Origin of the sequence: Fundicoccus ignavus (assembly GCF_009659375.1) — a bacterium.
Classification (GTDB): Bacteria; Bacillota; Bacilli; order Lactobacillales; family Aerococcaceae; genus Fundicoccus; species Fundicoccus ignavus.
In genome coordinates, this window is the sequence record NZ_WJQT01000031.1 from 1 (window position 1) to 25,921 (window position 25,921).

Consider the following 25,921-nt stretch of genomic DNA (forward strand, 5'->3'; position numbering starts at 1 on the left):
ACGGAGCAAACAGCTTCCACTTATTATGATCATTTTCAACCCCCAACTGATGAAGAAGGTGAAGTTATAGTAGTCGAGGGATATTAATATTGTGGTTTTAGGCATGGAAATTGTACTAGATGATAAGCTTTGTCAAATTTTTTGAAAGATATACTTCCAACAAGGGGATACCAGCTTCAGGTGATATCATTATTGTCATCTCAGAGCAGGGGGTAGTATTGATTCAGCCGGAAGAATAAGTGGCGATGCAATGAAGACGATGAATGCATTATTGAAATTACAGGAAAAAAACTTACTGAAATACGTTATGTTTATTCTTTTGACAACTCTACTCAATCATGATTATGCAATTGGGCACATTTTTTTATCACGAATGCATATGTTCTTGTCTACGGATAGTGCCAAAAACCCAGTAGATATGTTTCCGCAAACGGCTGTGGATTTGTTCCCATAAACAGAAAAATAGCAAAGACATTCAGCCTATCGTATCATGCCATGTTGAGGCCTTAGTATTGCTGGATAAGAAATAGAATAGCTGTGTAGTTCAGATGGAGTGCCATTTTCATGCATTTTAAGAGATCAATCTAGGCATTAAGATGTCTGGTCAGAAAGCTATAGCTAAGCTGTAAAATATAAATGCAATTGAGCTGTGTATCTTATTTCCTTTGCTTGTTTCAACTATTTTCGATGGTATAATGTAGTTAAAGTTAACTACAAGGAGTGATGAATATGGCTTCACCAATATCAGTGCGATTAGATGATTCTGTTAATGAAGCGCTAGAAAAATATATCGCCAAAAAAGGAATATCAAAAGCTGAATTTATTCGTTCAGCCATAGTTGAAAAGTTAGAGGATGATTATGATATTATGATGGCTGATCAAGCTTATGAAGAGTGGGAAAAAGATGGAAAGAAAGTTAAATCATTCACTGAAATGATGGAAAAATATGGCTAAATATCAGGTGGTTTTTGCCTCTAGTTTTGAAAGAGATTTGGCGAAGCTAGATAATGGAGTCCAAAAGGAAATCATGAAGTGGATAGGTAAACACATGGTGGATGTGGATTTCCCGACATCTCCAGGAAAAACTCTAAAAGGTGATTTAAGAGATTACATCCGATTTAGAGCGGGTGACTATCGTATTGTTTCAATCGTTAATGATAATATATTTGTTATTAACAATATACATGTGGGTCATCGTAAAGGAGTATATAAATAACTAAAGTGCTTTTGGCAACTTTAATCTAGCCCTTATAAAATAGACACGGATAATAATAACTACTTATCTACGCTGTTTTATAGGGCTCTTCGTCGTATAATTATGTTATTCGGAGGTTGATTTTGTTCCTGAAATCATGTTTGTTTTGTTCCTAAAACTACTCCAATGTTCCGGAAATAACAAATTGATAAACGATTATAAAAGCAAAGTTTGTGGCTTTCTGTTGCTGGCTGATTATACTATGTTTGTAAATACCCGATTCATTGCTCGCAAGATCGAAAGAGGAAATAATAAAGTTCCGTCAATTAACAAAACACAGAACGCGGACTTAAAAATCTGTACAAAGGAGACTTTATGGCACAAGAAAAGAAGACATCCGACATTCAAAAAGAACGAATCGCAGAAATTGAGAAAAATGCAGATTTATTGTTGAAGGAAACACATGTTATGACACTGACTTCCATTAATGAAAAGGGCTATCCTCGCACCTGCTGTCTATCTAAGGCAGGTGATAATGGTTTTCGTGAGATATATTTTATTACGTCTAAGCGATCACATTTGAATGGGAAGGTCACGCATTTTGAAAGTAATCCTAAGGCTTCGGTCTGTTATTTCAGTAAGGGTGATAGTGTCACTTTATTAGGTGAGATTGATTTTGTTGAGGACAGAGAGCTTCAAGAAAAGATGTGGAATGAATCTGATCGGCGATTTTTTAGTAAAGGGATTGCGGACACAAAATTTAGACTGTTAAAATTTACAACGCTTGAAGCAACATTCTGGATTGGTGGGAAATTTAGAACATGTAAATACAAAAAACTGAAGTAATATTGGGGGTTGAATCGATAGAATCCAATGTGAAAGAGTGCTACTGTCAACACGTATTAAAAGCCGATTATTATCAATTAACTAATCGCCATACAAGTAAGAAGGTTAGACTTGTGCTACACTAAGGCAAATAAGTAGGTGGAGGTTTGTGGATGAATATTACATGGGATGCTGAGAAATATACGGAAGATTTCTCTTTTGTTCATCAATATGGAGAGAGCGTTACTGAATTGATTGAGTCTGATGTTAACAGCACACTATTGGACTTGGGTTGTGGTAATGGGACCTTGTCGAAAAGCTTGCTGGATAAAGGCTTTCGTGTACAGGGGATTGATGCGTCTAAGGAATTGTTGGAGCTTGCCAGCGTCAAGTATCCTGAGATTCCATTTATTCAGGCGGATGCCACAGACTTTTCCTTGGCGAAACCCGTTGATGTTGTGTTCTCAAATGCGGTCTTTCATTGGATTGATGCCGATAAACAGGCAAGCATGTTGCGGTGTGTGCATCGTGCCTTAAAGGAAAACGGCGAGTTTGTCTTTGAATTTGGCGGGCATGGGAATAATCAGTTAATCCACGAGTCCTTGGCCAGGACTTTTGAAGAATATGGTTATTCATACGACATGCCTTTCTACTTTCCGACAATTGCTGAGTATGCCACTCTATTAGAAAAGGCTCAATTTAAAGTTAATTACGCCATTCTTTTCAATAGACCGACGGAATTGGAAGGCGAGGATGGTTTGCGAGATTGGATTCAACTATTTGTAAAAACACCTTTTTCTGTAGTGGATAACGAGGACCATAAAGCGGTGATTCTTGATACAACAGTAAAACGCCTGCAGAAGACGTTATATAAAGATGGTAAGTGGTACGCAGACTATGTGCGGCTCCGAATGAAAGCAAGTAGACTGTAAATAACATTCAATTATCATGTTGTTAAAGGATGGCAGAGCCCTCTAAACCATCGAAACGAGGGAAGTATTTAATGCGGTAAAAACGCATCAAACAAATCTTCTCCCATAGCAAAACAGGTTTCCGCAAGCAATTGTGAGAAGCCTGTTTTTGTTTTGTATTGCCACTGTTGTAAAGCCAATCATGTTCCAACTTGCTTAGGCTTGAAGTAACCGGATAAAAGCAACCATTTAGGGTGTTAATGATGAAGCGAATCTCCTTAAGTGGTCATATTATTGGTAGTCATTGTGCAATTTTTATGAAAACAGTCTTTTTGTTTTCAATAAAGACCAACGTTGGTCATTATTGAAAAGTGTGAAAACTTGTAAGGGTACTGTTTGTAACGTGTTCCAAGTGGCGATTGATTAACACATCTTAATGTTGATTCTTAGTTAGTGGTTTTGGACTTTGTGAAAATCGGGAACTCCTATAACAAAAGTCCGGTATTAGCAATTAGCTTATCAGCCCCCTAAGACCTACTTGTATGAGAATTCCATAAAATGCGACAAGAGGCACAAGTCACGGTACTCGTCAGATAATCGATCAATAACGGGCAATAAAACGAACGATTCGATTATCTTTCGTTTTTGTTCTCATTTAGGATAGAATAAGAAATAAGCGGTTGAACTTATTCCATTGGAGTCATTTCGTGAAGCAATCGCTAATGCGATTGTTCATAGAACCTGGGACGTGAATGTACAAATAAGATTAGATACGAATGAGTTTTAATAAGCATCCAGTAATTAGATAGAGAAAGAGGCGGTTTTGTGTTGAAGCGTATTGAACGGTATTTCAAAGAGGGGAAGCTAACCGTTTTTCCAAGAAAAGAGAAAAACAAGTTGGATGTTTTGCAATATTTTGTCCAGTTAATTGAAAGTAAAGGGGAAGGTCCCTTCACTGAAAAGGAAATTAATGCGATTATTTCTGACGTTTATGGAGATTATTCTACAATTCGTCGTGCTTTGGTGGATTATGGTTATTTGCTTCGGGATGATTACGGGGCAGCGTATCGATTGAATGATGCGATGGCGAAGACTGAAGAATAGTGTCGAGTGTTCGATTAACAAGGAGTCTGCGAGGAGAATTTGAATGAGAGAGAATAAATATGATGATCCGGTATTTTTTGACAAATATAGTCAGATGAGGCGGTCGCAGCTAGGTTTGGAGGGTGCGGGAGAATGGGAGGCCTTTAGGCAACTACTACCGGATTTCGCGGGTAAGCGTGTGCTTGATTTAGGTTGTGGTTATGGCTGGCATAGTCGATATGCTGTGGAGAATGGCGCAAAGTCCGTGGTTGGCGTCGATCTTTCTCAAAGGATGCTAGAAGTAGCCAAGGAGAAAACGCAGTCCGCACAAGTTGACTATCTATGTTGTGCAATCGAAGATATCGATTTTCCGGCGGAGAGTTTTGATAGCATCATCAGCTCATTGGCTTTCCATTATGTAGCGGACTTTGAAACTTTAGCGAAGAATTTGTACAGACTATTAAAGCCGCAGGGTGACCTTGTGTTTACGGTTGAACATCCCGTCTTCACTGCTCAGGGAAGGCAAGATTGGTATTACAACGACCAAGGGGAACGACTCCACTTTCCGGTAGATCATTATTATGATGAGGGCAAGCGCACTACTACGTTCTTAAGTGAACAGGTGATTAAATATCATAGAACTTTGACCACTTACATCAATACCTTGCTTGATAGTGGTTTTGTTATTAATCAGTTGGTGGAACCATTGCCTCCAGAGAGTATGATGGCAATTGCGGGTATGCAGGATGAGCTTCGTCGGCCGATGATGTTGATAGTGTCTGCGAGTAAGAGGGCTTAAGTGAGTATTGATAGCTAATCAAGTGAAACGACTAGATTAAATCAAGGAGAAGTTGAAATGGAATGTGTATTTTGTCATAAAGAAAATTTAGTAACGGAAATTATCTATGAAGATGACATCGTGCTGGCATTCATGGATATTGATCCGATTAACCCGGGTCATGTGCTCTTGATTCCAAAGGCACATTATTTGGATGTTGATGAAATACCAGATGACGTATTGGCTCATTTGATGCTAGTAGCTAAGCAAATTGTCAGTCCGTTAAAAGATATACTGTCACCGGATGGTTATAGTATGATGCAAAATGGTGGAGAATTTAACGACATCGGCCACTATCATTTACATATCTTTCCGAGATATAAAGAGGATGGTTTCAGTTGGCAATATGAGGATACTCAAGAGAAGGATGCTACAGACATTGCCGCTGAGTTAGGGAAAATACTTTGAACGTGTAATAGGTGTTCTGAACTGTCAGGTGACGTTTACAAACTTGATTGAATAATTAGATAATGTAACCCGCTATAATCATTGATATTTCAACGATTATGGCGGGTTGCTTTGGTTTAGATTGCTTGCTTCGAACTACTTCTACGAATACCGATGTTTTGAGGTCCTGCTTAAAAAGGAAAGCTGGTAATGAGTAGTCAGCAATCACTACCTCATCATCTCATAAATCGTAATCGGCCGGCCGATATCGCCGTATACGGTATTGGAGGAGAGCGTCTCTTTGTCGTAGAGGTACTGGATGTACTTGCGGACAGTGACATGGGATATGCCGGTCTTGTCGCTGAGCTCTTCGACTGAGAAAGGGGCATTGAGTTGATGGATGGCAGCCAATATCGTGCGTAAGGTATTGTGCGAGATACCTTTCTCCAACGGGAAGTCCTCAAGTGATTGGTTACTGGGATAGGTCCAATAGAGTTTGTCTAAGTCTTCTTGCTTGAAATCGGCTGGATCGTTCAATAGGGCGGCTTTCTTCTTAAATTGAATGAGGCTCTGACGGAAACGCTCGAATTTAAAGGGCTTCAAGATATAGTCAATGGCACCAAAGCGAGAGGCAATCTCAACGGTTTGGACCTGGTTAACGGCTGAAATAATAATGCAGTCAACTTTTAGGTTTTCTGAGCGAATCCATTTAAGTAGGTCAATACCAGATTCATTCTTGAGATGAATATCAATTAAGACGAGATCGATATCATTTTCAGTTAAGGTGGCTTTAGCCTGAGCAATTGTTGGGGCATCGGCTACTACCGTGAAACCTGCTACCTTATTGACATAGCGTTGGTTGATTAATAAGACCATCGGGTCATCTTCAACAATTAATACTTTATACTCCATAAGTGTCTTCCTCCATATTATATGCAGTTGTAATCGATAGTCGCAAATGGTTGGGTCCTTCTATCAGGTTGAGTTGTGCCTGCCAGTGTCGGTCTTGAAGCCAAGTAGCTAAGCCAGACTTAGCGCCAGCTATTTGATAATCAGTTATCAGGCAATTCCTTTCATATGAGATGGCAAGCTGAACGTTGGACTGTGGATGGTGTTTAATTAAGTGGTTATGAATTTCTTCGACAATAGTTAGCCAAATCTGAATCAATTGAGGTTGATTATTGTTCGGAATTTCGGTCAGCAGGCTGATCGAGTAACTTGCGATATTCTGAGACAGGCGTCGGCTTTCGCCAATAAGTTGGCCAGCCAGAATAGGATTATGGACCATTACTGAGATGCGTTGCGTGAGGTCAGTCTCTTGGCTAATTAACTCATCTAAGTAATACTGAAGCTGCTCATATTCATCCAATTCAACTAGGCCATAGATAATGTGCAATTTGTTCAGGAAGTTATGCGATTGAGTCTGCAAAGACTGAGCGAATTCAGCGGTCGAGTATAGTTGGTTTAGCACAGAATAAATCTCAGTCGCATCACGCAAGATGTAAATGTGTCCGACCTTCTGCTCATTCACCACAATCGGTGCATGGGACACGATAAAGTCCTTGTCATTAAATCGGTAGACGGTGTCAGTGTTACGAGTTGTATGTGTATTAAGCAGGTTTGTTAAATCTGGCAGAACCTCGGTTAACTTTGGCTGTAAGCTTGTCTGAGGTAGATTAAATTGCTGGATGGCTTCATTATTAGCCAAGGTAATCTGTTGCCTTTGGTTTGTCACAATAACAGCATCATGGGTATGCTTGACCATGGCATTCCGTTCTTCAAAGCGTTGAGCAATCTCCTCGGGTTCCATATTGAAAAGTTGGCGTTTAATTGATACAGCTACCCAGGTGGCGAAGGCGATGCCTATCACGATACTGAGGCTTAACCCGCTGGAAATTTGCTGGTTAAACTTCCGGTTCAGTAGCCCAAGTCGATCATTGGTCTTACCTGTGACAACGCCACCAATAATCTCTTCATTCTGATAAATAGGCACAAACGCTCTTAGTGACGCACCTAAGGAACCTTCTCCCTTTGACACATAAGACTCTCCATCAAATACCGCCGCTTCATCATTCCCAAGGAATTTCTCATAGATAAGGGCTTCATCAGGATGAGTCAGGCGGAGGCTTTCCAACGTAATAATGACTACATAGTCTAGATCAAATTGGTTTTCGGTTTGACGAGCATAGGTTTTGAGTTGCAGGTTTGTTTCATTCAGTTCCAGTGCCTGTTTGACTAGCTCTTCTTCGCTGACCATCTGCGCAATATTCAGCAAGTGGTCGCTCTCACTTTCGGTTATGGCATTACTCAATGTATTCTGAGTAATGAGATAGAGCGAGCTAATCGAGATAATCAACACTGAGATAATCATGATAGATAGTTTGGTTAATAAGCCTTGCTTGCGCCAAATATGTTTTGGCCAAAGATTCATTCTCTTCCTCCTCCTCTTCCTCTTCCTCAACCATTTTAATTAAAGTATAGCCATAAAGTTAAAGAACTACAAATAAGGCTTAAAAAACTTAAATAAAGCTATTAGCGCTTGAATTCGTTATATAATGATCGCGGTTACAAAAAAAGAAAATATTATGTTGGCTTACATAAGGGGGGAAAGCTTATGAGAAATTCTGCAGTAAGTGAAATGAAGTTATCGATTTGGGACCGCTTGAATGAAATAAAAGTAGGTCCGCTTCAATTGCCTTGGTTTGCGCTACTGTCTGTTGTGATTGTCATTGCCGTCTACACTGAGACGGTTCCGGTGGATATGTTGGGTGGCTTTGGTGTGATTATAACGTTGGGTTGGTTGCTAGGGAAGATTGGGAATGTGATTCCTGGCTTGAACAAGTTCGGAGGTTCAACGATCTTATCCATGTTAGTACCAGCTTTCCTTGTTTTATACGGTTTATTACCAGATAATTCAATTGAGGCTGTGACGATGTTAATGAGTGAAGCTAATTTCTTAGACTTGTACGTCTTTTCACTCGTAACAGGTAGTATCCTAGGAATGAACCGACAAGTACTAGTTCAAGGTTTTGCCCGTATGATGATTCCGATGTTCGTCGGGATGGTGTTAGCCATGCTCATACCGGCTGTGATTGGTCAATTGATTGGCCTAGGTTTCGAAGATACGCTATTCAATATTGTAACGCCATCCCTAGCTGGTGGTATTGGTGGAGGCGTGCTACCATTGGCTTTAGGTTACAGCCAGATTCAAGGCGTGGAATACGGTGAGATGGTGGCAACTTTAGCACCGGCTTCTATCTTATCTAACTTCTTCTCCATTGCGGGAGCGGCCATTGTCAGTAGCCTTGGTGATAAGCAGCCAGCTTTGACGGGGAATGGTGTACTTGTAAAACAAGGCAAGGATATGGACTTCTCAGCGACTAAAGACAAACCGCAAGCGATTAGTTATCAGACGATTGGAATTGGCCTATTCTTACTAGTGGCTGTTTATATTTTTGGGAATCTCGTTCAAGGGATGATAGGTCTGCCGGCTGCTGTGATTGTTATTTTTACAAGCACTTTGTTAAAATACTTCCAAATATTGCCTGCGTCGATTGAAGAGGGGGCAAAGCAGTTAAACAGTTTTATCTCTGTTAACTTTACCGCACCTTTGATGGTTGGTTTAGGTATTATTTACTTAGATTTAGGTTCAGTATTTGAGATATTGACTTGGCAATACTTAGTCGTAGTGATTGCTGTTGTGGTGGTCTTGGGGCTGACTGGTTTCATCTTAAGCAAGTATCTGAATATGTATCCGGTTGAAGCATCGATCTTGTCATTGAATCAATCGGCAATGGGTGGAACGGGGAACGTTGCGATTCTAGCAACATCCAAACGTGAAACTTTAATGCCATTTGCCCAAGTAGCAACACGTATTGGTGGTGCGATTACCATTAGTTTAATGATTACCCTAATGAAGTTGTTTGGTTAAGACTTATATGAAAGAATAGAAAGGAAGATTGTAATGGTAGATGTAAGAAAAGAAGCGTTGGAGATGAGCGAGCGTTTAGGTGGGAAAATTGAGGTTGTACCTAAGGTAGCGATTACGAATATGCAAGAGTTGTCTGTGGCTTATACACCGGGTGTAGCTGCAGTGAGTTCAGCCATTGCTGAGAATAAAGAGGATGTATACCGTTATACAAGTAAGCGTAACTTAGTAGCAGTTGTGACGGATGGATCAGCTGTCCTAGGTTTAGGTAACATTGGTCCTGAAGCCGCTATTCCTGTCATGGAAGGGAAGGCAGCCTTATTCAAAGCCTTTGCCGATGTGGATGCTGTCCCTATCTCTTTAGCTACACAAGATGTTGAAGAAATCATCTCCCATGTGAAAGCTATTGCGCCATCATTTGGTGGGATTAACTTAGAAGATATCTCTGCGCCGCGTTGCTTCGAAATCGAACGCCGTCTGAAAGAAGAATTGGATATTCCAGTCTTCCATGATGATCAACATGGTACGGCTATTGTTGTGTTAGCTGCTTTATACAATGCGTTGAAAGTTGCGGGTAAAGAGATTGATCAAGTCAAAGTGGTGGTGAATGGTGGAGGAGCTGCCGGAACAGCCATTACTGATAAATTATTGGCTGCTGGTGTAAAGAATGTGCTCGTCTGTGACATTGACGGTGTTATCTCGTCAGATGATCCAAACTTAGCCGACCGCCATAAAGACTTAGCGGCCAGAACTAACCCTAATAAGGAACAAGGGACTTTAGAAGATGCGGTGAATGGTGCAGATGTCTTTATCGGCGTTTCTGCGCCAGGTGTTTTAAAGAAAGAATGGATTGGCACAATGAACGATAAGGCTATTGTCTTTGCGATGGCGAATCCAACACCAGAAATTATGCCAGACGAAGCCCTAGAAGGTGGAGCTTTCATCGTTGCGACAGGGCGTAGTGACTTCCCTAACCAAATCAATAACGTGCTAGCCTTCCCAGGTATCTTCCGTGGTGCCCTTGATGCCCGCGCAAGTGACATTACCGATGAGATGCAGCTTGCTGCTGCCAAAGGGATTGCAAGTGTCATTCCTGAAGAAGAATTATCGACAACTAATATTATTGCCGATGCTTTCAACCCTAAAGTGGCTGAAGTTGTTGCAGATAGTGTTAAGAATGCGAGTAAAGAATAATTAGAATTATAGTTTAGTGAGCAAGAGCTTGATATCACTTCTTGATGAGTGGTATCGAGCTTTTTTGCTTACAAAAATTGCTGAAAGCGTGCTATATTGGAACTGGGGGTACTTATGAGAATAGAAAAAGAGACGATTACGATAAGAAGTGCTCGCATTGCTGATGCGGTTCAGCTAAATAATTGGTGGAATGATGGTGCTGTGATGCAACATGCTGGTTTTCCTAATGGGATCGGACAAACGTTGAATGGCACCATCCAAGCAATCCAGAACTGGCAAGATATAATTGGCCAGCTATGTCTCATTGAAATTGACGATAGGCCGATCGGTGAATTGAGTTATCGAATCAACAGTGACGGAGTAGCCTATACAGGATGGAAAATATGTGAAGTTAACTATCAAAATCAAGGGTATGGCCCTCAAATTATAAGGCTTTTGTTTAATTATTTGTTTACAGATCCAACTATTAAGAATAGCTGGCCAATTAAACGGGTTCAATGGGACACGTTGCTGGAGAACAAGAGGGCGCAGTATGTTTACGAAACCAAGCTTAAAGCTAGAAAGATCGGCATACGCGAAAACGTCTGGCAAGATCAGTTAGGCAACTGGAGAAGTTCAGTCGACTATGCAATCACGCGGGAAGAATTTCTAGTGTTGGAGTAGGTGGAAATGGATTTAAAAAAATGAGTTGTTAGGTGAAGTCAGGTTAGTATTATACTGCTACCAAAGATTATTCATATAATAAAATAGATTAAATTAATAGGTGATAAAATGGGAATTCTAATCTGTGGCCTCAATGGCGCGGGAAAAAGCACGCTGGGTAAGGCTCTTGCTGAGACATTACACTATAAGTTTATAGATGTGGAAGATTTATATTTTGCAAAGCTGGATCCTGATTATCCTTATGCGAATCCGCGTACGCGTGAGGAAGTTGAGGGGCTTCTTGCAGAAGAAATCAAAGCGACTAATCGTTTTGTCTTTGCTGCTGTCAAAGGCGACTTTAGAGAAGTTGTTGATTCAAGTCTGCAGTCTATTATCTTGCTTGAGGTGCCAAGCGACATACGATTTGAGCGCGTTAAACAGCGTTCTTATCAGAAGTTCGGCAAGCGAATGTTGCCGGGCGGAGATTTATATGAACATGAAATGAGTTTCTTTGCTTTCGTAGAATCGAGAGATGAGAATTTGGTCGAAGAATGGTTGGGTACAACTAATTGTCCTGTTATTCGAGTTGATGGGACGGAAAGCGTCGAAGCCAACGTCCGTGAGATCATAAAACAATTATCTTAGTAAAACCAGCGACAACTGGAACATTATTATTTACTGTATTAGGAGGTGCTGAAGCATGATTATCTCGAAACAGAATGATGCGTATGTAATAGAACAGGCTGGTGAACAAGTGGCTGTCATCAGTACCTATCGGAATTAGTATCATAGGACGAATTGTTATCTCAAACTGTCTAAGAATCGATTGAGCTTATTTAAAGAATCAGCGATTTTTGAGGTGATTGCTGCAGAAGAGCAATGTCCACTGCAAATCATGTTAGCTTCAGGTGAGACTCAGGCGGCAGCTTTACTAGCCTCACAAGGCTTTCGTAAGGTGAGACAATGTTATGAGGTAGCAGTGCAGGAAAGGGAATTGCAAGCAACGTTCCCGACTCAGTAAAGTCAATTGGCGAAAACTTATCGAGGACAAGTGGCTTATCAGGCTTGCTGCGACTTGTTGTTTCATTATTATCGAGCGACACATCATGCGATTAACCCGCTAACCGCAACCTTTGATGAATTTGTCCAGTTACTACCAAATGAGGTTTTATTTGCCAGTACGCAAGGTACTGTTCAACATGTTGCGTTTATTGAAGCGAATGAAATCGCCTATGTAAGTTCGACGGACCCGACAAGCTTTGCCGAATTCGCCTTAGCGGTGGTGAAGGAACTCTTTGCGACGCATCAGACGATCGAATTTGAGGCCGACGATGTTGATTGGGCCGCCATGGTGTTGAAAGACTTATTTGTAACAGAAGTTAGCGAAACGTTTGATACTTGGCTGTGTACGCAATAGTTGGCGATTATCACGCATTAACTTTTGCAAAAAAGAGCGATTCGATTATCTTTCGTTTTTGCGACCGGTCTTGATACTTTAGTAATAGACGAATTGCAATAATTATTGCGACATTTTTTTCTTTACTCAATTAATGAAGTTTCGTGCATGAATTTTTCTAAAGGTGTTTGGTAATTCAGTTTCACTCACTTTAGCTAAATCAGTTTTTTCGGAAAGAATTCGCGCATTAAGCCATTCGAATTTTCGTTTGTCCCTCTTTGCCAAGCGCTGTAAGCATCCGCAAAGTAGAAATCAATGCCTGATGCCTCTACATCTGGGTAACAAGCAAATTCTTTCCCGCGATCAGAAGTAAATGATTTTAAGGCTTGATCAGGCAGATTACTTGTTAACTGCTCAATTGCATTGTGCATAGCGTCTTTAGTGCGGTTAGGTATCAGAAAAGCAAGGTATAAACGACTTTTACGCTCTGCGAAGGTCGCCAAATAACCTTTACTCTTTCCGCGTGAAGAAACCATTGTATCCAATTCCCAATGCCCAAACGCTTGTCTGTTTCTAACTGACTTAGGTCGTTTGGAGATCGAGCGACCAATATTGAACTTACCACGTGTTTCTTGAGGTTGGCGACCTTTACCTTTGTGTCTTAGCACTTGTAAGGGAACGTTTAAGATGCCTTCATAAATCCAGTTATAGATTGTTTTAAAGGATAGTTTCTCTTGATAATCTCGACCCACAATCTGTTCGGGTGACCAGGTCATTTCTAGTTTATGTTGAATATCCTCAAGCAACTTGGGTGTATGTTTCGCTTTTCTGCCTTTGTGAGAAGCAAGTTGATTCGCATCTGCTTGAGAAGCTTTCGCAACATAGGATGGAGTCGAACATCGATTAAGTTCACGATAAATAGTTGAACGATGACGACCTAACAAGTTCGCAATATGGTTAATTTTATAACCTTCTTGAACAAGCACTTCTATTTTTGACCGTTCTTCTATGGTAAGATATGTATAGCTCATAATAGACCTCCGTGTGTATGTTTTTGTCGTTATTAACATCTTACACGAATCTATTATGAGTTTCTTTGTTGTCGCATTTAATTTTACAATTCATCAACAAAGCCTACAATAAGCGGTTTATAGCACTTTACTAAACGATAAGAAATACCTTTTGATGGTTTGAATAGGGAGAAATTTAACCTGTTAATTGTTCGTGATCGAGTTCGTGACGGTCAATAATCAGAGATTCGGCCAGCAACATCACCTACTAGGTGTGTAAATCGGGTGGGATTATAAGAAAATCAGTGAAACTAGTTGGAGAATTCGTTAAATTGACCGTGAGCAGCTCCGTGACGATCAATAATCAACGATGCGGTTGGTCGGAGATATCACTTTTTAGTGAATAAATCCGGATTGAATAAAGATAGTACACTGACTTAATAAGTTATTTATTTCAATTGAAATAAGGAAACATCCGTATAGATTATATTCAAACATTAGCGAACGCTTTAACGTTTGAATGTTTATAAATTAAACATTAAGTGTAGAGCTTTCTAAAGAAATGTTGTATAGTGAGTTTATAAACGAGGAGGACGGGTATGAATAAATATCAAAGACATGAAGCAATCATTCGATGGGTGAATGAACAAGGAACTGTCAGGGTTTCAGAGATTGTGTCTCGCTATAATGTGTCAGATATGACAGTGAGAAGAGATTTAGAAGAGTTAGATGATCAGGGGCTATTAAAGAAAATCCATGGTGGGGCTCGTAGTAATAGTGCGTTTCAATATAAGGAAATCGCGCATGAAGATAAATTTGATAAGAATACGGACCAGAAACGATATATAGCTCAAAGAGCCTCTGAATTAATTGATGAAGGGGATGTAATCTTTATTGGGCCAGGAACGACCACGGCTTTGTTAGCAGAGGTGATTAATTACCAAGCCCTGTCGGTTGTAACAAACTGCCTTCCCATCTTTAATATTCTATTAAAGAAAAAGTCCGAGACATTCCATGTCTATCTACTCGGTGGTGAGATGAGAAGTGTCACACAGTCGTTTGTAGGTGAGATTACGAATATGTCTTTGGAGAATATGCGGTTCGGGAAGATTTTTTTGGGTGGTAATGGTGTTAAAGATGGGATTGTCATGACGTCATCTGTCGCAGAAGCCTACACTCAAAAGATGGCATTAGAGCACTCGGTAGAGAGTTATTTGTTATTGGATTCGTCAAAGGTTGGGAAAGAGGATTTCTCTAAATTATGTCACTTATCTGACCTAACAGCGGTAGTTATGGAAGAATCTAATGAGGATAAAAAACAAGCAATTCAAGTATACACAGAATTAATTGTTTAACTAAACACACAATACTAAAGTAAACTCCTTCTAAACTCAAGTAAGTTGAGTTTAGAAGGAGTTTTTTGCATACCAATAAAAAAGTTTTATGACAATAAAGTTGATTAACTCAATATTTCAAACAATAATAAACATTATTTAAACAATAAATGTTTAAATAGCGTTGACTTTTTAAACATTCGTGATATATTATATGCATAGTAAATCAGAAAGCGATTTCTACTATCGAACGGAAAAAGGCAAAGCAAAATTAGCAGACATAAAGGAGCAATAAGATGAAAGTTATATTGGGTGCGGATAGAGACGGTAAACAGTTAAAAGAGATTGTGAAGGCCCATCTATTAGATGAGAACTTTGATGTTATCGACGTCAGTGAAGAATTAACAGCTGACTTTGTAGATACTACTTTAGCTGTTGCGAAGAAAGTGAACGAAGAAGAGGGACGCTTAGGAATTGTCATTGATGGGTATGGCGCAGGGAGTTTCATGGTTGCGACTAAGATTAAGGGGATGGTTGCAGCTGAAGTCTCTGATGAACGATCTGCTTATATGACGCGTGAACATAATAATTCAAGAATGATTACCATAGGAGCCAATATTGTAGGACCTGAATTAGCAAAGAATATTGCTACTGAATTTTTATCTGCAGACTATGATGGTGGACGCCATCAAGTGCGTGTAGATATGTTGAACAAGATGTGTTAATTGAATTAACTGGAGGAGAAAAAATGAAAATTGCTATTGGATGCGACCATATTGTGACTTATGAAAAGATTGCTGTAGTTGATTATTTGAAGAAACAAGGCTATGAGGTCCTTGACTTTGGAACATATGACAATGTCAGAACACACTATCCTATCTACGGGAAAAAGGTGGGAGAGGCTGTAGCGAGTGGCCAAGCAGACCTAGGGATTTGTATCTGTGGTACTGGTGTAGGAATTAATAACGCCGTAAATAAGGTAGCAGGTATCCGTTCAGCTTTAGTTCGTGATATGTCAACAGCTATCTATGCAAAAGAAGAATTGAATGCGAATGTAATTGGTTTTGGTGGCAAGATTACGGGTGAATTACTCATGTGTGATATTATTGATGCTTTTATAGCAGCTGAATATAAAGAAACAGACGAAAACAAAGAATTAATTGCCAAGATTAGTCATATAGATCATGCAGAAGTAGACCAGACAGACCCAGATTTCTTTAAAGAATTTCTTGAAAAATGGGACCGTGGCGAATACAAAGATTAGATGAAGAGGTGACCTTATGTCAATCTTAACTGTCACAATGAATCCATCCGTGGATATCGCTTATCAATTACCAACATTCAAATTAGATGATGTCAATCGAGTGAGTAATGTGAATAAGTCTGCAGGTGGTAAAGGCTTGAATGTAACCAGAGTCTTAAAAGAAATAGATGAAGATCTTACAGCAACTGGATTAGTAGGAGGAGACCTTGGGAATTATATTAAGTCTCAATTAGACCAAGGAGCTATTCATCATGACTTTTACCAGATTAAGGGAAATACAAGAAACTGCATTGCTATCTTGCATGAAGGACTGCAGACAGAGATTCTTGAATCAGGTCCGACCATCTCAGATGTAGAGGGAGAAGCCTTTAAAAATCATTTTGAAAGCTTACTTAAGGATGCTGAAGTTGTGTCAATATCGGGTAGCACCCCTTCAGGCCTAGCAACAGATTACTATGTTGAACTCATTATGATTGCTAATGCTAAGGAAGTACCAGTAGTATTAGACACCTCCGGAGAAAGTTTAAGACAAGTTCTATTATCTGGACATAAACCAAAAGTCATTAAGCCTAATGTGGATGAATTATCACAATTACTAGGCAGAGAATTAGATAAAGATTTAAATCTATTAAAAGAAGCACTGCAAGACAGCTTATTCAATGGTGTGGAGTGGGTCATTGTCTCACTCGGTTCTGAAGGTGCTTTTGCTAAACATAATGATTTGTATTACAAAGTAGACATTCCAACCATTGATATCGTGAATCCGGTTGGATCAGGTGATTCGACTGTAGCAGGAATCGTATCGGGAATCACTCGTAATTATGACGATGTGGCATTGCTGAAACATGCGAACGTCTTAGGAATGTTAAATGCTCAAGAAGAAATAACAGGCCATGTTAATTTGAATCATTATGAGGCCTTATTCAATAAAATTCAAGTTAGAGGAGTATAAAAATGACTAAACTAGATTACCTAAACAAATTGACTGATGATAAGGGCGTTATCTCAGCGCTAGCCTTTGACCAACGTGGTGCTCTAAAGAGAATGATGAGTAAGTATCAAAGTGAGGAGCCAACCGTTGAACAGATTGAACGATTAAAAGAAATTGTATCAGAAGAACTTACACCGTATGCGTCATCAATTCTACTTGATCCAGAATACGGTCTACCAGCTGCGAAAGTACGTGATGATAATGCTGGATTATTACTAGCCTATGAAAAGACTGGATATGACGTTACGACGACCGATCGTTTACCAGATTGCTTAGTAGAATGGTCAGTAAAACGCATTAAAGAACAAGGAGCAGATGCTGTTAAGTTCCTACTTTATTATGATGTGGATGGTAGTGAGTTTGTTAATCTTCAAAAACAAGCCTACATGGAAAGAATTGGTTCAGAATGTGCGGCAGAGGATATTCCATTCTTCCTTGAAATTCTTACATACGATGAAAATATTGAAGATAACGGAAGTCTTGAATTCGCAAAATTGAAAGCGAATAAAGTGAATGGTGCGATGAAAGTATTCTCTCAAGATCGCTTTGGAGTTGATGTGCTTAAAGTGGAAGTGCCAGTGAATATGAATTATGTAGAAGGATTTGCGAGCGGAGAAGTATTACATACTCAAGAAGAGGCCAAAGCAGCTTTTAAAGAACAAGATGCGTCAACAGACCTACCTTATATCTATCTAAGTGCAGGTGTAAGCGCTAGATTATTCCAAGATACTTTAGAATTCGCTTATGAAGCCGGTGCGAGATTCAATGGTGTATTATGTGGACGTGCAACATGGGCAGGATCTGTTCAAGTCTTTATTGAACAAGGGGAAGAAGCGGCTCGTGAATGGTTACAGACAGAAGGAAGAAAGAATATAGAAGACCTGAATGAAGTCCTTAATCGTACTGCAGTAGCCTGCGACTTTGGGTTATAATAAAGGTATTTTGGAAAAAGGAGGAACTAACATGAACAAAGATGAAGTGGGAATGATTGGCTTCGAAATTGTTGCCTATGCAGGAGAAGCACGATCTAAACTATTAGATGCTTTGAACAAAGCAAAAGATGGCGACTTTGACGAAGCTGAGAGACTTGTGGCAGAAGCTGAAGAATTGATAGTTGGTGCACATAATGCTCAGACTGATCTCCTTGCTAAAGAAGCATCTGGCGAAGAGATTGAATATAGTGTCATTATGATGCATGGTCAAGACCATCTGATGACGACCATACTACTTAAAGATCTAATTAATCACTTAATTGGATTCTATAAGAAAGGCTAGGGTAAAGCTATGAATACATTAATTGCTCAAATTGAAAAAGCCAAACCTTTCTTCGAGAAAGTTTCTCGTAATATCTATATTCGTGCTATCCGTGATGGTTTTATCGCGGGTATGCCAGTCATTCTATTCTCTAGTATATTTATTCTACTAGCCTATGTGCCAAACGCATGGGGATTCCACTGGAGTCCTGAAGTAGAGAATTTCTTAATGGTCCCTTATAACTATTCTATGGGAATCTTAGCTTTCTTTGTATCAGGGACGACAGCAAAGTCATTGACCGATTCTATGAATCGAGACATGGAAGCAACTAATCAGATAAACTATATCTCAACTATGCTAGCAACGATGGTAGGCTTCTTATTGATGGCAGCCAATCCTGCCCAAGAAGGTGGATTCTTAACGGAATTCATGGGGACGAAGGGGCTAATCACAGCCTTTATCGCTGCATTCGTGACGGTCAATGTCTATAAAGTATGTGTGAAGAATAATGTGACGATTCCAATGCCAGAAGAAGTCCCACCTAATATATCTCAAGTGTTTAAGGACTTAATTCCTTTTACTGTCTCAGTGGTTATCCTTTATGCGGTTTCGTTATTTGTAAGAAGCACACTGGGCGTAAATGTTGCTGAATCTATTGGTACCTTACTTGCGCCTTTATTCCAAGCAGCAGATGGTTACTTGGGGATTACCATTATCTTTGGTGCGTATGCATTCTTCTGGTTCATTGGGATTCATGGTCCTTCAATTGTTGAGCCAGCTATTGCAGCTATTACCTATGCCAACATTGATGTGAACTTACAATTACTACAAGTAGGTGAACATGCGGATAAAATCTTAACATCTGGAACTCAGATGTTCATTGTCACAATGGGGGGTACTGGTGCAACGCTTGTTGTTCCATTCATGTTTATGTGGATGACTAAGTCTAAGCGTAACAAAGCCATTGGACGCGCGTCTGTTATACCCACATTCTTTGGGGTGAATGAACCTCTCTTGTTCGGGGCACCCATCGTCTTGAATCCTGTATTCTTTGTGCCATTTATCTTTGCACCGATTGCCAATGTTTGGATCTTTAAATTCCTTATCGATGCCTTAGGAATGAATAGCTTTACAACGAATCTTCCTTGGACAACACCAGCACCGCTTGGTATCTTGTTAGGAACGAACTTCCAATTCTTATCCTTTGTCCTGGTTGCCGTCTTAATCATCGTGGATGTCTTAATCTACTACCCGTTCTTGAAGGTCTATGACCGTCAGATTCTAGCGGAAGAAGAGTCAGGAGTATCATCGTCTGATGAATTAAAGGCCAAAGATGAACAGAGCTTTGATACACGTAAAGCTACAGCGATTCTTGAGAAGAGTCAGGTTGAAGAGACTACAACAGTGAAAGCTAAGCCTTCAACAGCTGTTAAAGCGACAGAATCAACTAATGTACTGGTACTATGTGCAGGTGGTGGAACGAGTGGACTTTTAGCCAATGCCTTGAACAAGGCTGCTAAAGAATATGATAGACCTATTAAGGCTACAGCTGGAAGCTATGGAGCACACCGCGAGATACTTCCTCAATATCAATTTGTTATTCTAGCACCACAAGTAGCTTCTAATTATGAGGATATGAAAGCAGAGACGGATAAGTTAGGCATCAAGCTGGCTAAGACAGCCGGAGCGGAATATATAGCATTGACGCGTGATGGTGAAGGTGCTTTAGCATTTGTTGAAGAGAATTTACAATAAGGAATCGAGGCTAATTAATGAAAACATTACCAAAGAACTTTATTTTCGGAGGGGCAACTGCGGCTTATCAAGCAGAAGGAGCCACCAAGACGGATGGCAAAGGGCCTGTTGCTTGGGATAAGTATCTGGAGGATAATTACTGGTATACTGCGGAACCTGCAAGTGATTTCTACCACAAGTATCCCGTTGATCTTCAGCTTGCGGAAGAGTTTGGTGTGAATGGTATTCGAATCTCTATCGCTTGGTCACGAATCTTTCCAACGGGTTATGGAGAAGTGAATGCAAAAGGGGTTGAATATTACCACAATCTATTCAATGAATGTCATAAACGACATGTGGAGCCTTTTGTAACACTCCATCACTTTGATACACCGGAAGCACTTCATTCTAGAGGTGACTTTTTGAACAGAGAAAACATCGATCACTTTGTCGATTATGCAGAATTTTGCTTTAAAGAATTCACTCAAGTAAAGTACTGGACTACTTTTAATGAAATCGGACCTATTGGGGATGGGCAATATCTGGTTGGTAAATTCCCGCCAGGTATCAAGTATGATCTAGCTAAAGTCTTCCAATCACATCATAATATGATGGTTGCCCATGCAAAAGCGGTCAAATTATATAAAGAAGCGGACTATAGCGGTGAGATAGGTGTAGTGCATGCCTTGCCAACTAAGTATCCTCTAGACCCAGAGAACCCTGAAAATGTACGTGCGGCGGAGTTAGAGGATATCATCCATAATAAATTCATCCTGGATGCGACTTATCTTGGAGAGTATTCTGAGAAAACTATGGATGGTGTGAATCACATACTTGAAGTGAACGGTGGACAGTTAGACCTAAGAGATGAAGACTTTGAAGCTTTAAAAGCTGCCAAAGATATGAATGACTTCCTTGGAATTAATTATTACATGAGTGATTGGATGAAAGCCTTTGAAGGTGAGACAGAGATTACACACAACTCTAAAGGAGATAAAGGTGGATCTAAATATCAGATTAAAGGTGTCGGCCAGCGAGAATTTGATGTTGATGTCCCTCGTACTGATTGGGATTGGATGATTTATCCTCAGGGCTTATATGATCAGATTATGCGCGTTAAAAAAGATTATCCGAATTACAAGAAAATCTATATCACTGAGAATGGATTAGGCTATAAGGATGATTTTGTTGATGGAACTGTCTATGATGATGCACGAATTGACTATGTGAAACAACATTTAGAAGCCATTTCAGATGCGATACGAGACGGCGCTGTGGTTGAAGGATACTTCATCTGGTCTCTCATGGATGTCTTCTCTTGGTCTAATGGCTATGAAAAACGCTATGGACTATTCTACGTAGATTTTGAGACGCAAGAACGCTATCCTAAGAAGAGTGCCTATTGGTACAAAGAACTTGCAGCAACTCAAGAAATTAAATAATGACTTAAAAGGGAGACGCGGGTCTTCCTTTTTAATTTGTCGACTAAGTTAGAAAGTTAATTTCATTGTAAATTTCAAAATCAAGTTAGCCACTATATTTGTTAGCGTGTGGTCTATCAAGCTAACTTTTTCATGACCTGAAGTTAAGGCAGGGGAGTTTCGTGAACAAGCTGACACTTGCCATCTCCCAGATTTTAAATCATGCCTAATGAGTCTTATAAGAAATAATTTCTATTGTTCCTGAAATCACACTTATATCATTCCTAAAGTTGCCCCGATGTTCCGGAAATGCTCTAATTATTGTAGAAGTTGATGTTATACGTATTTAAATGTCATCGAAAAGTATTGAATTTTAAAATTCCTAATGAAATGGTTGCAGAATACTTTAGTAGTGAAGCTGCTTAGCTTTTCAACAGGGTCTCATAAGTATGGGAGTAATTGGGAGTGACTTTTCAGTAGTTTAATAGTATTTGGCAGTGAGTTTACAGTAACTCTATAGTAATTATCAGCATCATTCTACACCATATTTTCAATCAACACCTTATCCTCAATACATGTTGAGACTGTTTGTCTCTTAGTCAAAATAGATAAATAATAACGATCTAGCAGTAAATTATAGATGTAGGTAGCCCATGACTCTTAAATAAAGTTGTGGGCTTTCTATCATTTGAGATTGATTTAATGAAAGGATATGAACATGAAAATTACTAAGCATAAAGATGAGTATCTGATAGAAAACTCTGGAGAACAACTAGCTAAAGTCGAAACGTATCGAAATACTTATCATAAGAATCATTGTTATATCAAATTTGATTTGGAGGATACAGCAGTAATAAGTGAGGCGAACTTGTTTCAGAAAATTGCTGATGAAGAGAAGTCTCCACTACAAGTGATGATATCTTCTCTTGAAACTCAGAAAACAACTTTCTTAGCATCTCAAGGCTTTAAGAAGGCTAGAATTAGTCATGAAATGGAAGTAAAGAAACAAGATTTGCTAAAGGGTTTATCCTCTGGTGAAAGTAAAATATTCAAGGCAATCCGAGGTCAAAATGACTATAGAGAGTGTTGCGAGTTGCTTTTTAATCACTATAAATAGACTCACCAAGCGATAAATCCTCTATCAGCTTCTTTTGAGGACTTTACAAAGATTTTACCAGCAGAAGTTTACTATGTTAAAAATAATAGCATCCAACATGTTGCTTTCGTTTCGGATAATTTAATTGCTTATGTTTGCTCAAAAGATGAAAGTACGTTTGAGAATTTTGTATTAGCTGTTGTTAATAAACTTTTTGAAGAGAATCAGTCAATTGAGTTTGAGGCAGACGATGTAGATTGGGCCACGATGACGTTGAAAAATCTATTTTTGACAGACTCAACGGAATCGTTTGATACCTGGATATATTAGAACTATGTCGTTTTAAGTTATCAAATAATTGAAAAAGTGATGCTTTACAAAATAGGCAAAGTTCCATTATATACTTTTGAATATAAACGTTTCTGAATTTGTTAGATACAATTGATAGATTCCGCAGAACATCAATAGGAAATTAAAACGGGTGACAGGAAGTTTAGATGAGATAAAAGTTATTGGAGATGCATTTGGTATCAAGTTTCAGCAGGGATTTGTTTGACCTGTTGGTGATGAAATAAAAGTTCCTATCGAATAAAGGAGACAGTCTATTATGATGATCAGTCCGGAAAGTTACTATGAAGAGCATCTTAAAGGAAAAACGAAAGAGGAATTAATGACCACTATCCGAGGGCTTAAGCAAGAAATAGGTCGCCTCAAAAATTCTCTGGAAAACCCATATGCTGACAAGAAAACTGTTATTAAGCCCAGTAAAGATAACCGAATTTATTGGAACCGTGAGTATTTAGATATAGCCAAACAAGCCTATGTTGAGGCTGGCGGAATTTATAATTTATCAAAGGCTGAAAAAAAGATAGCTGATTTTGATGCAAACGTTAATGCTATCTGTAAGATTACTTTTAACATTGGAGGTTATTTTGGTGGTTATCGTACCTATATTGTACTGCTATCCGATGAATTGAAAGCCTATACAAAGTTATGGGAAGTAAAGGAACCACTCTTATTATTGGATGATAATGATGAACCATATACAAAAAATATATTCGTAGCTGCGCTTAAAGAGCTACACATCAGTGAGTGGAGACGACATTATACAACTGGACGCTTTGGATACACGGTACTTGATGGAACACAGTGGGAGTTGGAATTTAAATATAGTGATGGGCATAAGGCGGTAGTATTTGAAGGAGATAACTCTTACCCTTATAACTTTAATACGCTTCTGAGACTATTTGGCATTGATGTCATTGAGCGGGATTAGGATGAGGATACTCGATATTTTGATAAAATATATATCTATGATTTAGACATACAGTCTTGGAGAATGGGTTATTGATAAATAATACGATTTAGCGGTAACTTGTAGATGTAAAAAGCCCATGACTCTAAACAAAGTTGTGGGTTTTCCGTTTATCCCCTAATCGTGATAAGATAATTGAAGAAAGATACCGCTTTATTTCAATTATGAAAATACACTACAAAATAGCACCATTAATATTAGGAAGGTGAAAATATGAACTTCAATAGTAACTATTTAGAAACTTATAAAAATCTTTTAGAAACCACTGAACTTCAACTTGGTTATCAGGAATTCATTAAATTATTTAGGTTTCTACGTGTTGGGCTTGAAAAAGAATTACCGGACTATTCTTTTTCTGGTAATATCGCTGAGAATAATATGGATTTTGCCTATTTTCAATTAACTGATCCAGAATTAAAGGCAAAGGGGATTAAAATTCAACTTGTCTTTGTACATAAGACATTTAGATTTGAAGTTTGGGCTTCCGGTCATAACAGAAAAATTCAAACTCACTATTACAATCGGTTAAAAGATCAACCTCTGAAATACGTCCTAAACGATAATCCTCAAAGAGTGGATTACATTATTAAACAGGAAATCGATAATATTGAGTTGCAGAGCGGGGAATATGTTATTTCTAAAATAAAACCTGTCATTTTGGAAATGGTAGAATTTGTGAAGAAGCAGATGGATAATTTATGATGCGGATGTATTTAAAAAACGAGCTACAAATTTATCTTTGAGCAAATTATGACAGATAAAATTGAGTCGATGATTCCTTAGAATGAGAAGCGTGAAAGGAGAATTGCTATGACCTTAACTTTATTTATTCAAGCAATCGCAAAATTCACATTGGGACTTTTGCTAGTAGGGCTATTGATATTCTTACCAGCTGGAACGACTGCATATGCCAATGCATGGCTATTCATGGGCATCCTGTTTATTCCGATGTTTTGCGCGGGGCTTGTCATGATGTATAAAAATCCAGAGTTATTAAGAAAACGACTGAATGCAAAAGAAAAACAAAAAGATCAAAGCCTGGTTGTAAAACTAAGTGGATTAATGTTTTGTGCAGGCTTTATTGTGGCTGGACTAGGCGTTCGGTTTAATTGGTATATTTTGCCAAAGGGAGTAGTGATTTCAGCGACCCTAGTTTTTCTTGTGGCCTACCTTTTATATGCTGAGGTGCTGCGTGAGAACACCTATCTTAGTCGGACAATAGTGAAGCAGAAAAACCAAAAGTTGATAGATACTGGGCTTTATGGAATTGTCAGACATCCAATGTATAGTGCGACGGTTTTGCTGTTTTTATCGATGCCTTTGATACTAGGATCAATTTACGCCTTTGCTATTTTCCTGTTGTATCCATTAATTATTGCTAAACGAATCAAATCAGAAGAGGTATTTCTTGAACAAGAATTGTCAGGCTATGCCGAGTATAAGCAAAAGGTACCTTATCGATTGATACCATTTATTTGGTAATAGCCAAAATAGGCTAAAAATCACCTGACTCGATATGATTTAAAGGAGAAATTTAATGAAAGTAATATTGATTCATGGCCTGGGGCAAGAACCTTCGAGCTGGGAGGCAGTCAAGGAAAAATTATCCATGAAGAATACATCAGAGATTAATTTGGTTGTTGTACAAGATAAAGGTCCGATTGGCTATAAAGATTTATATGATGAAGTGAAACGTATTTGTGGTAACTCAGGAGACAAATTCTCTCTGGTAGGTATATCACTTGGAGGTACTTTAGCCCTTAATTATGCAGTTGATTTCCCAGAAGCTATCGATTCATTGACTTTGATAAATACCCAATTTAAAATGCCGAAAGTATTACTGTCACTTCAAAATATATTTTTTAAATTTATTCCGAGATGAGTTGCAAAAGAATACGGTTGGTTGTTAAGGATTCTGCTGATGAGTCATCCTACGTTCCAGTGTTGGAAGCGGCCGGATATGTGCTACAGATTCAAGAACCTGACTGGTTTGAGCATCGTTTGTTTAAAGGACCGGATACCGATATTAATCTGCATGTGTTCAGTTTGGGCACATCAGAGATTGATAGAATGTTACGCTTCCGTGATTGGTTGCGGACTAAT

General features: G+C 39.0%; 30 protein-coding genes and 1 pseudogene. 28 read left to right on the forward strand and 3 right to left on the reverse strand.

The features are described 5' to 3' along the window. The first annotated feature begins 250 nt into the window (after nucleotides 1-250). The 8 genes from GF867_RS12815 to GF867_RS12850 all read left to right on the forward strand — a co-directional run bounded on the left by GF867_RS12815 (nucleotide 251) and on the right by GF867_RS12850 (nucleotide 5,260). Complete coding sequence (locus tag GF867_RS12815) at nucleotides 251-454, forward strand: hypothetical protein (RefSeq protein WP_153833487.1); 204 nt, start codon at nucleotides 251-253, stop codon at nucleotides 452-454. 275 nt (nucleotides 455-729) lie between these two features. Next, entirely contained in the window at nucleotides 730-954 is a 225-nt protein-coding gene (gene relB, locus GF867_RS12820) for a type II toxin-antitoxin system RelB family antitoxin (protein ID WP_153833488.1), read from the forward strand. Further along, nucleotides 947-1,216, forward strand: a complete 270-nt coding sequence (locus GF867_RS12825) for a type II toxin-antitoxin system RelE family toxin (protein ID WP_153833489.1) — start codon at nucleotides 947-949, stop codon at nucleotides 1,214-1,216. The genes relB and GF867_RS12825 overlap by 8 nt, the downstream gene beginning before the upstream one ends. A 354-nt stretch (nucleotides 1,217-1,570) precedes the next feature. Continuing rightward, nucleotides 1,571-2,041: a pyridoxamine 5'-phosphate oxidase family protein gene (locus GF867_RS12830; protein WP_153833490.1), complete on the forward strand. Its 471-nt coding sequence runs from the start codon at nucleotides 1,571-1,573 to the stop codon at nucleotides 2,039-2,041. Nucleotides 2,042-2,193: 152 nt separating this feature from the next. Beyond that, complete coding sequence (locus tag GF867_RS12835; RefSeq protein WP_153833491.1) at nucleotides 2,194-2,952, forward strand: class I SAM-dependent methyltransferase; 759 nt, start codon at nucleotides 2,194-2,196, stop codon at nucleotides 2,950-2,952. 804 nt (nucleotides 2,953-3,756) lie between these two features. Next, nucleotides 3,757-4,035, forward strand: a complete 279-nt coding sequence (locus GF867_RS12840) for a DUF2087 domain-containing protein (RefSeq protein WP_216650305.1) — start codon at nucleotides 3,757-3,759, stop codon at nucleotides 4,033-4,035. Nucleotides 4,036-4,078: 43 nt separating this feature from the next. Further along, a complete protein-coding gene (locus GF867_RS12845; protein WP_153833492.1) occupies nucleotides 4,079-4,813 on the forward strand; it encodes a class I SAM-dependent methyltransferase in 735 nt (244 codons plus the stop codon). 57 nt (nucleotides 4,814-4,870) lie between these two features. Further along, entirely contained in the window at nucleotides 4,871-5,260 is a 390-nt protein-coding gene (locus GF867_RS12850) for an HIT family protein (RefSeq protein WP_153833493.1), read from the forward strand. Between the two features lie 207 nt (nucleotides 5,261-5,467). Here the strand turns inward: GF867_RS12850 and GF867_RS12855 are convergent, their stop codons facing one another. Both GF867_RS12855 and GF867_RS12860 read right to left on the reverse strand, forming a co-directional pair. Then, complete coding sequence (locus GF867_RS12855; RefSeq protein WP_153833494.1) at nucleotides 5,468-6,151, reverse strand: response regulator; 684 nt, start codon at nucleotides 6,149-6,151, stop codon at nucleotides 5,468-5,470. Continuing rightward, nucleotides 6,141-7,670, reverse strand: coding sequence for a Spo0B domain-containing protein (locus tag GF867_RS12860; protein ID WP_153833495.1), 1,530 nt, complete (start codon nucleotides 7,668-7,670; stop codon nucleotides 6,141-6,143). The genes GF867_RS12855 and GF867_RS12860 overlap by 11 nt, the downstream gene beginning before the upstream one ends. Nucleotides 7,671-7,853: 183 nt before the next feature. Between GF867_RS12860 and GF867_RS12865 the strand changes: the two genes are divergently transcribed. The 6 genes from GF867_RS12865 to GF867_RS12890 all read left to right on the forward strand — a co-directional run bounded on the left by GF867_RS12865 (nucleotide 7,854) and on the right by GF867_RS12890 (nucleotide 12,420). Beyond that, nucleotides 7,854-9,170, forward strand: a complete 1,317-nt coding sequence (locus GF867_RS12865) for a 2-hydroxycarboxylate transporter family protein (RefSeq protein ID WP_253940826.1) — start codon at nucleotides 7,854-7,856, stop codon at nucleotides 9,168-9,170. A 33-nt stretch (nucleotides 9,171-9,203) separates the two neighbouring features. Beyond that, entirely contained in the window at nucleotides 9,204-10,361 is a 1,158-nt protein-coding gene (locus GF867_RS12870) for an NAD(P)-dependent malic enzyme (RefSeq protein ID WP_153833496.1), read from the forward strand. A 114-nt stretch (nucleotides 10,362-10,475) separates the two neighbouring features. After that, the gene (locus GF867_RS12875; protein ID WP_153833497.1) at nucleotides 10,476-11,024 is read left to right on the forward strand and encodes a GNAT family N-acetyltransferase; all 549 of its coding nucleotides are present in this window, start codon (nucleotides 10,476-10,478) and stop codon (nucleotides 11,022-11,024) included. A 108-nt stretch (nucleotides 11,025-11,132) separates the two neighbouring features. Then, a complete protein-coding gene (locus GF867_RS12880; protein ID WP_153833498.1) occupies nucleotides 11,133-11,648 on the forward strand; it encodes an AAA family ATPase in 516 nt (171 codons plus the stop codon). 181 nt (nucleotides 11,649-11,829) lie between these two features. Continuing rightward, nucleotides 11,830-12,024: a hypothetical protein gene (locus tag GF867_RS12885; RefSeq protein WP_153833499.1), complete on the forward strand. Its 195-nt coding sequence runs from the start codon at nucleotides 11,830-11,832 to the stop codon at nucleotides 12,022-12,024. 6 nt (nucleotides 12,025-12,030) lie between these two features. Continuing rightward, on the forward strand, nucleotides 12,031-12,420 hold the full coding sequence (locus GF867_RS12890; protein ID WP_153833500.1) for a hypothetical protein: 390 nt from the start codon (nucleotides 12,031-12,033) through the stop codon (nucleotides 12,418-12,420). 126 nt (nucleotides 12,421-12,546) lie between these two features. Here the strand turns inward: GF867_RS12890 and GF867_RS12895 are convergent. Further along, nucleotides 12,547-13,430, reverse strand: a pseudogene (locus GF867_RS12895) (IS30 family transposase). 578 nt (nucleotides 13,431-14,008) lie between these two features. Between GF867_RS12895 and GF867_RS12900 the strand changes: the two are divergent. The 14 genes from GF867_RS12900 to GF867_RS12965 form a co-directional block, all read left to right on the forward strand. After that, on the forward strand, nucleotides 14,009-14,764 hold the full coding sequence (locus GF867_RS12900; protein WP_153833502.1) for a DeoR/GlpR family DNA-binding transcription regulator: 756 nt from the start codon (nucleotides 14,009-14,011) through the stop codon (nucleotides 14,762-14,764). Nucleotides 14,765-15,039: 275 nt separating this feature from the next. Then, nucleotides 15,040-15,468 carry a galactose-6-phosphate isomerase subunit LacA gene (lacA, locus tag GF867_RS12905; RefSeq protein ID WP_153833503.1) on the forward strand — a complete coding sequence of 143 codons (429 nt, stop codon included), beginning with the start codon at nucleotides 15,040-15,042 and terminating at the stop codon, nucleotides 15,466-15,468. 23 nt (nucleotides 15,469-15,491) lie between these two features. Then, nucleotides 15,492-16,007, forward strand: coding sequence for a galactose-6-phosphate isomerase subunit LacB (gene lacB / locus GF867_RS12910; RefSeq protein ID WP_153833504.1), 516 nt, complete (start codon nucleotides 15,492-15,494; stop codon nucleotides 16,005-16,007). Nucleotides 16,008-16,023: 16 nt separating this feature from the next. Beyond that, nucleotides 16,024-16,959, forward strand: coding sequence for a tagatose-6-phosphate kinase (locus tag GF867_RS12915; protein ID WP_153833505.1), 936 nt, complete (start codon nucleotides 16,024-16,026; stop codon nucleotides 16,957-16,959). A 2-nt stretch (nucleotides 16,960-16,961) separates the two neighbouring features. Further along, nucleotides 16,962-17,930, forward strand: a complete 969-nt coding sequence (gene lacD / locus GF867_RS12920) for a tagatose-bisphosphate aldolase (protein WP_153833506.1) — start codon at nucleotides 16,962-16,964, stop codon at nucleotides 17,928-17,930. A gap of 31 nt (nucleotides 17,931-17,961) precedes the next feature. Then, nucleotides 17,962-18,273, forward strand: coding sequence for a PTS lactose/cellobiose transporter subunit IIA (locus GF867_RS12925; protein ID WP_153833507.1), 312 nt, complete (start codon nucleotides 17,962-17,964; stop codon nucleotides 18,271-18,273). Nucleotides 18,274-18,282: 9 nt separating this feature from the next. Continuing rightward, nucleotides 18,283-20,007: a lactose-specific PTS transporter subunit EIIC gene (locus tag GF867_RS12930; RefSeq protein ID WP_153833508.1), complete on the forward strand. Its 1,725-nt coding sequence runs from the start codon at nucleotides 18,283-18,285 to the stop codon at nucleotides 20,005-20,007. Nucleotides 20,008-20,024: 17 nt separating this feature from the next. Further along, the gene (gene lacG / locus GF867_RS12935) at nucleotides 20,025-21,428 is read left to right on the forward strand and encodes a 6-phospho-beta-galactosidase (protein WP_153833509.1); all 1,404 of its coding nucleotides are present in this window, start codon (nucleotides 20,025-20,027) and stop codon (nucleotides 21,426-21,428) included. A gap of 697 nt (nucleotides 21,429-22,125) precedes the next feature. Next, a complete protein-coding gene (locus GF867_RS12940) occupies nucleotides 22,126-22,524 on the forward strand; it encodes a hypothetical protein (RefSeq protein WP_153833510.1) in 399 nt (132 codons plus the stop codon). A 586-nt stretch (nucleotides 22,525-23,110) separates the two neighbouring features. Continuing rightward, on the forward strand, nucleotides 23,111-23,779 hold the full coding sequence (locus tag GF867_RS14145; RefSeq protein ID WP_153833511.1) for a hypothetical protein: 669 nt from the start codon (nucleotides 23,111-23,113) through the stop codon (nucleotides 23,777-23,779). A 252-nt stretch (nucleotides 23,780-24,031) separates the two neighbouring features. Further along, a complete protein-coding gene (locus GF867_RS12950; protein WP_153833512.1) occupies nucleotides 24,032-24,520 on the forward strand; it encodes a DUF7000 family protein in 489 nt (162 codons plus the stop codon). 108 nt (nucleotides 24,521-24,628) lie between these two features. Continuing rightward, nucleotides 24,629-25,300, forward strand: coding sequence for a methyltransferase family protein (locus GF867_RS12955; protein WP_153833513.1), 672 nt, complete (start codon nucleotides 24,629-24,631; stop codon nucleotides 25,298-25,300). Between the two features lie 55 nt (nucleotides 25,301-25,355). After that, nucleotides 25,356-25,700, forward strand: coding sequence for an alpha/beta fold hydrolase (locus tag GF867_RS12960; RefSeq protein ID WP_153833514.1), 345 nt, complete (start codon nucleotides 25,356-25,358; stop codon nucleotides 25,698-25,700). Continuing rightward, a partial coding sequence (locus tag GF867_RS12965; protein WP_253940827.1) for a GrpB family protein occupies nucleotides 25,697-25,921 on the forward strand: 225 nt, incomplete at its 3' end. The genes GF867_RS12960 and GF867_RS12965, both read left to right, overlap by 4 nt.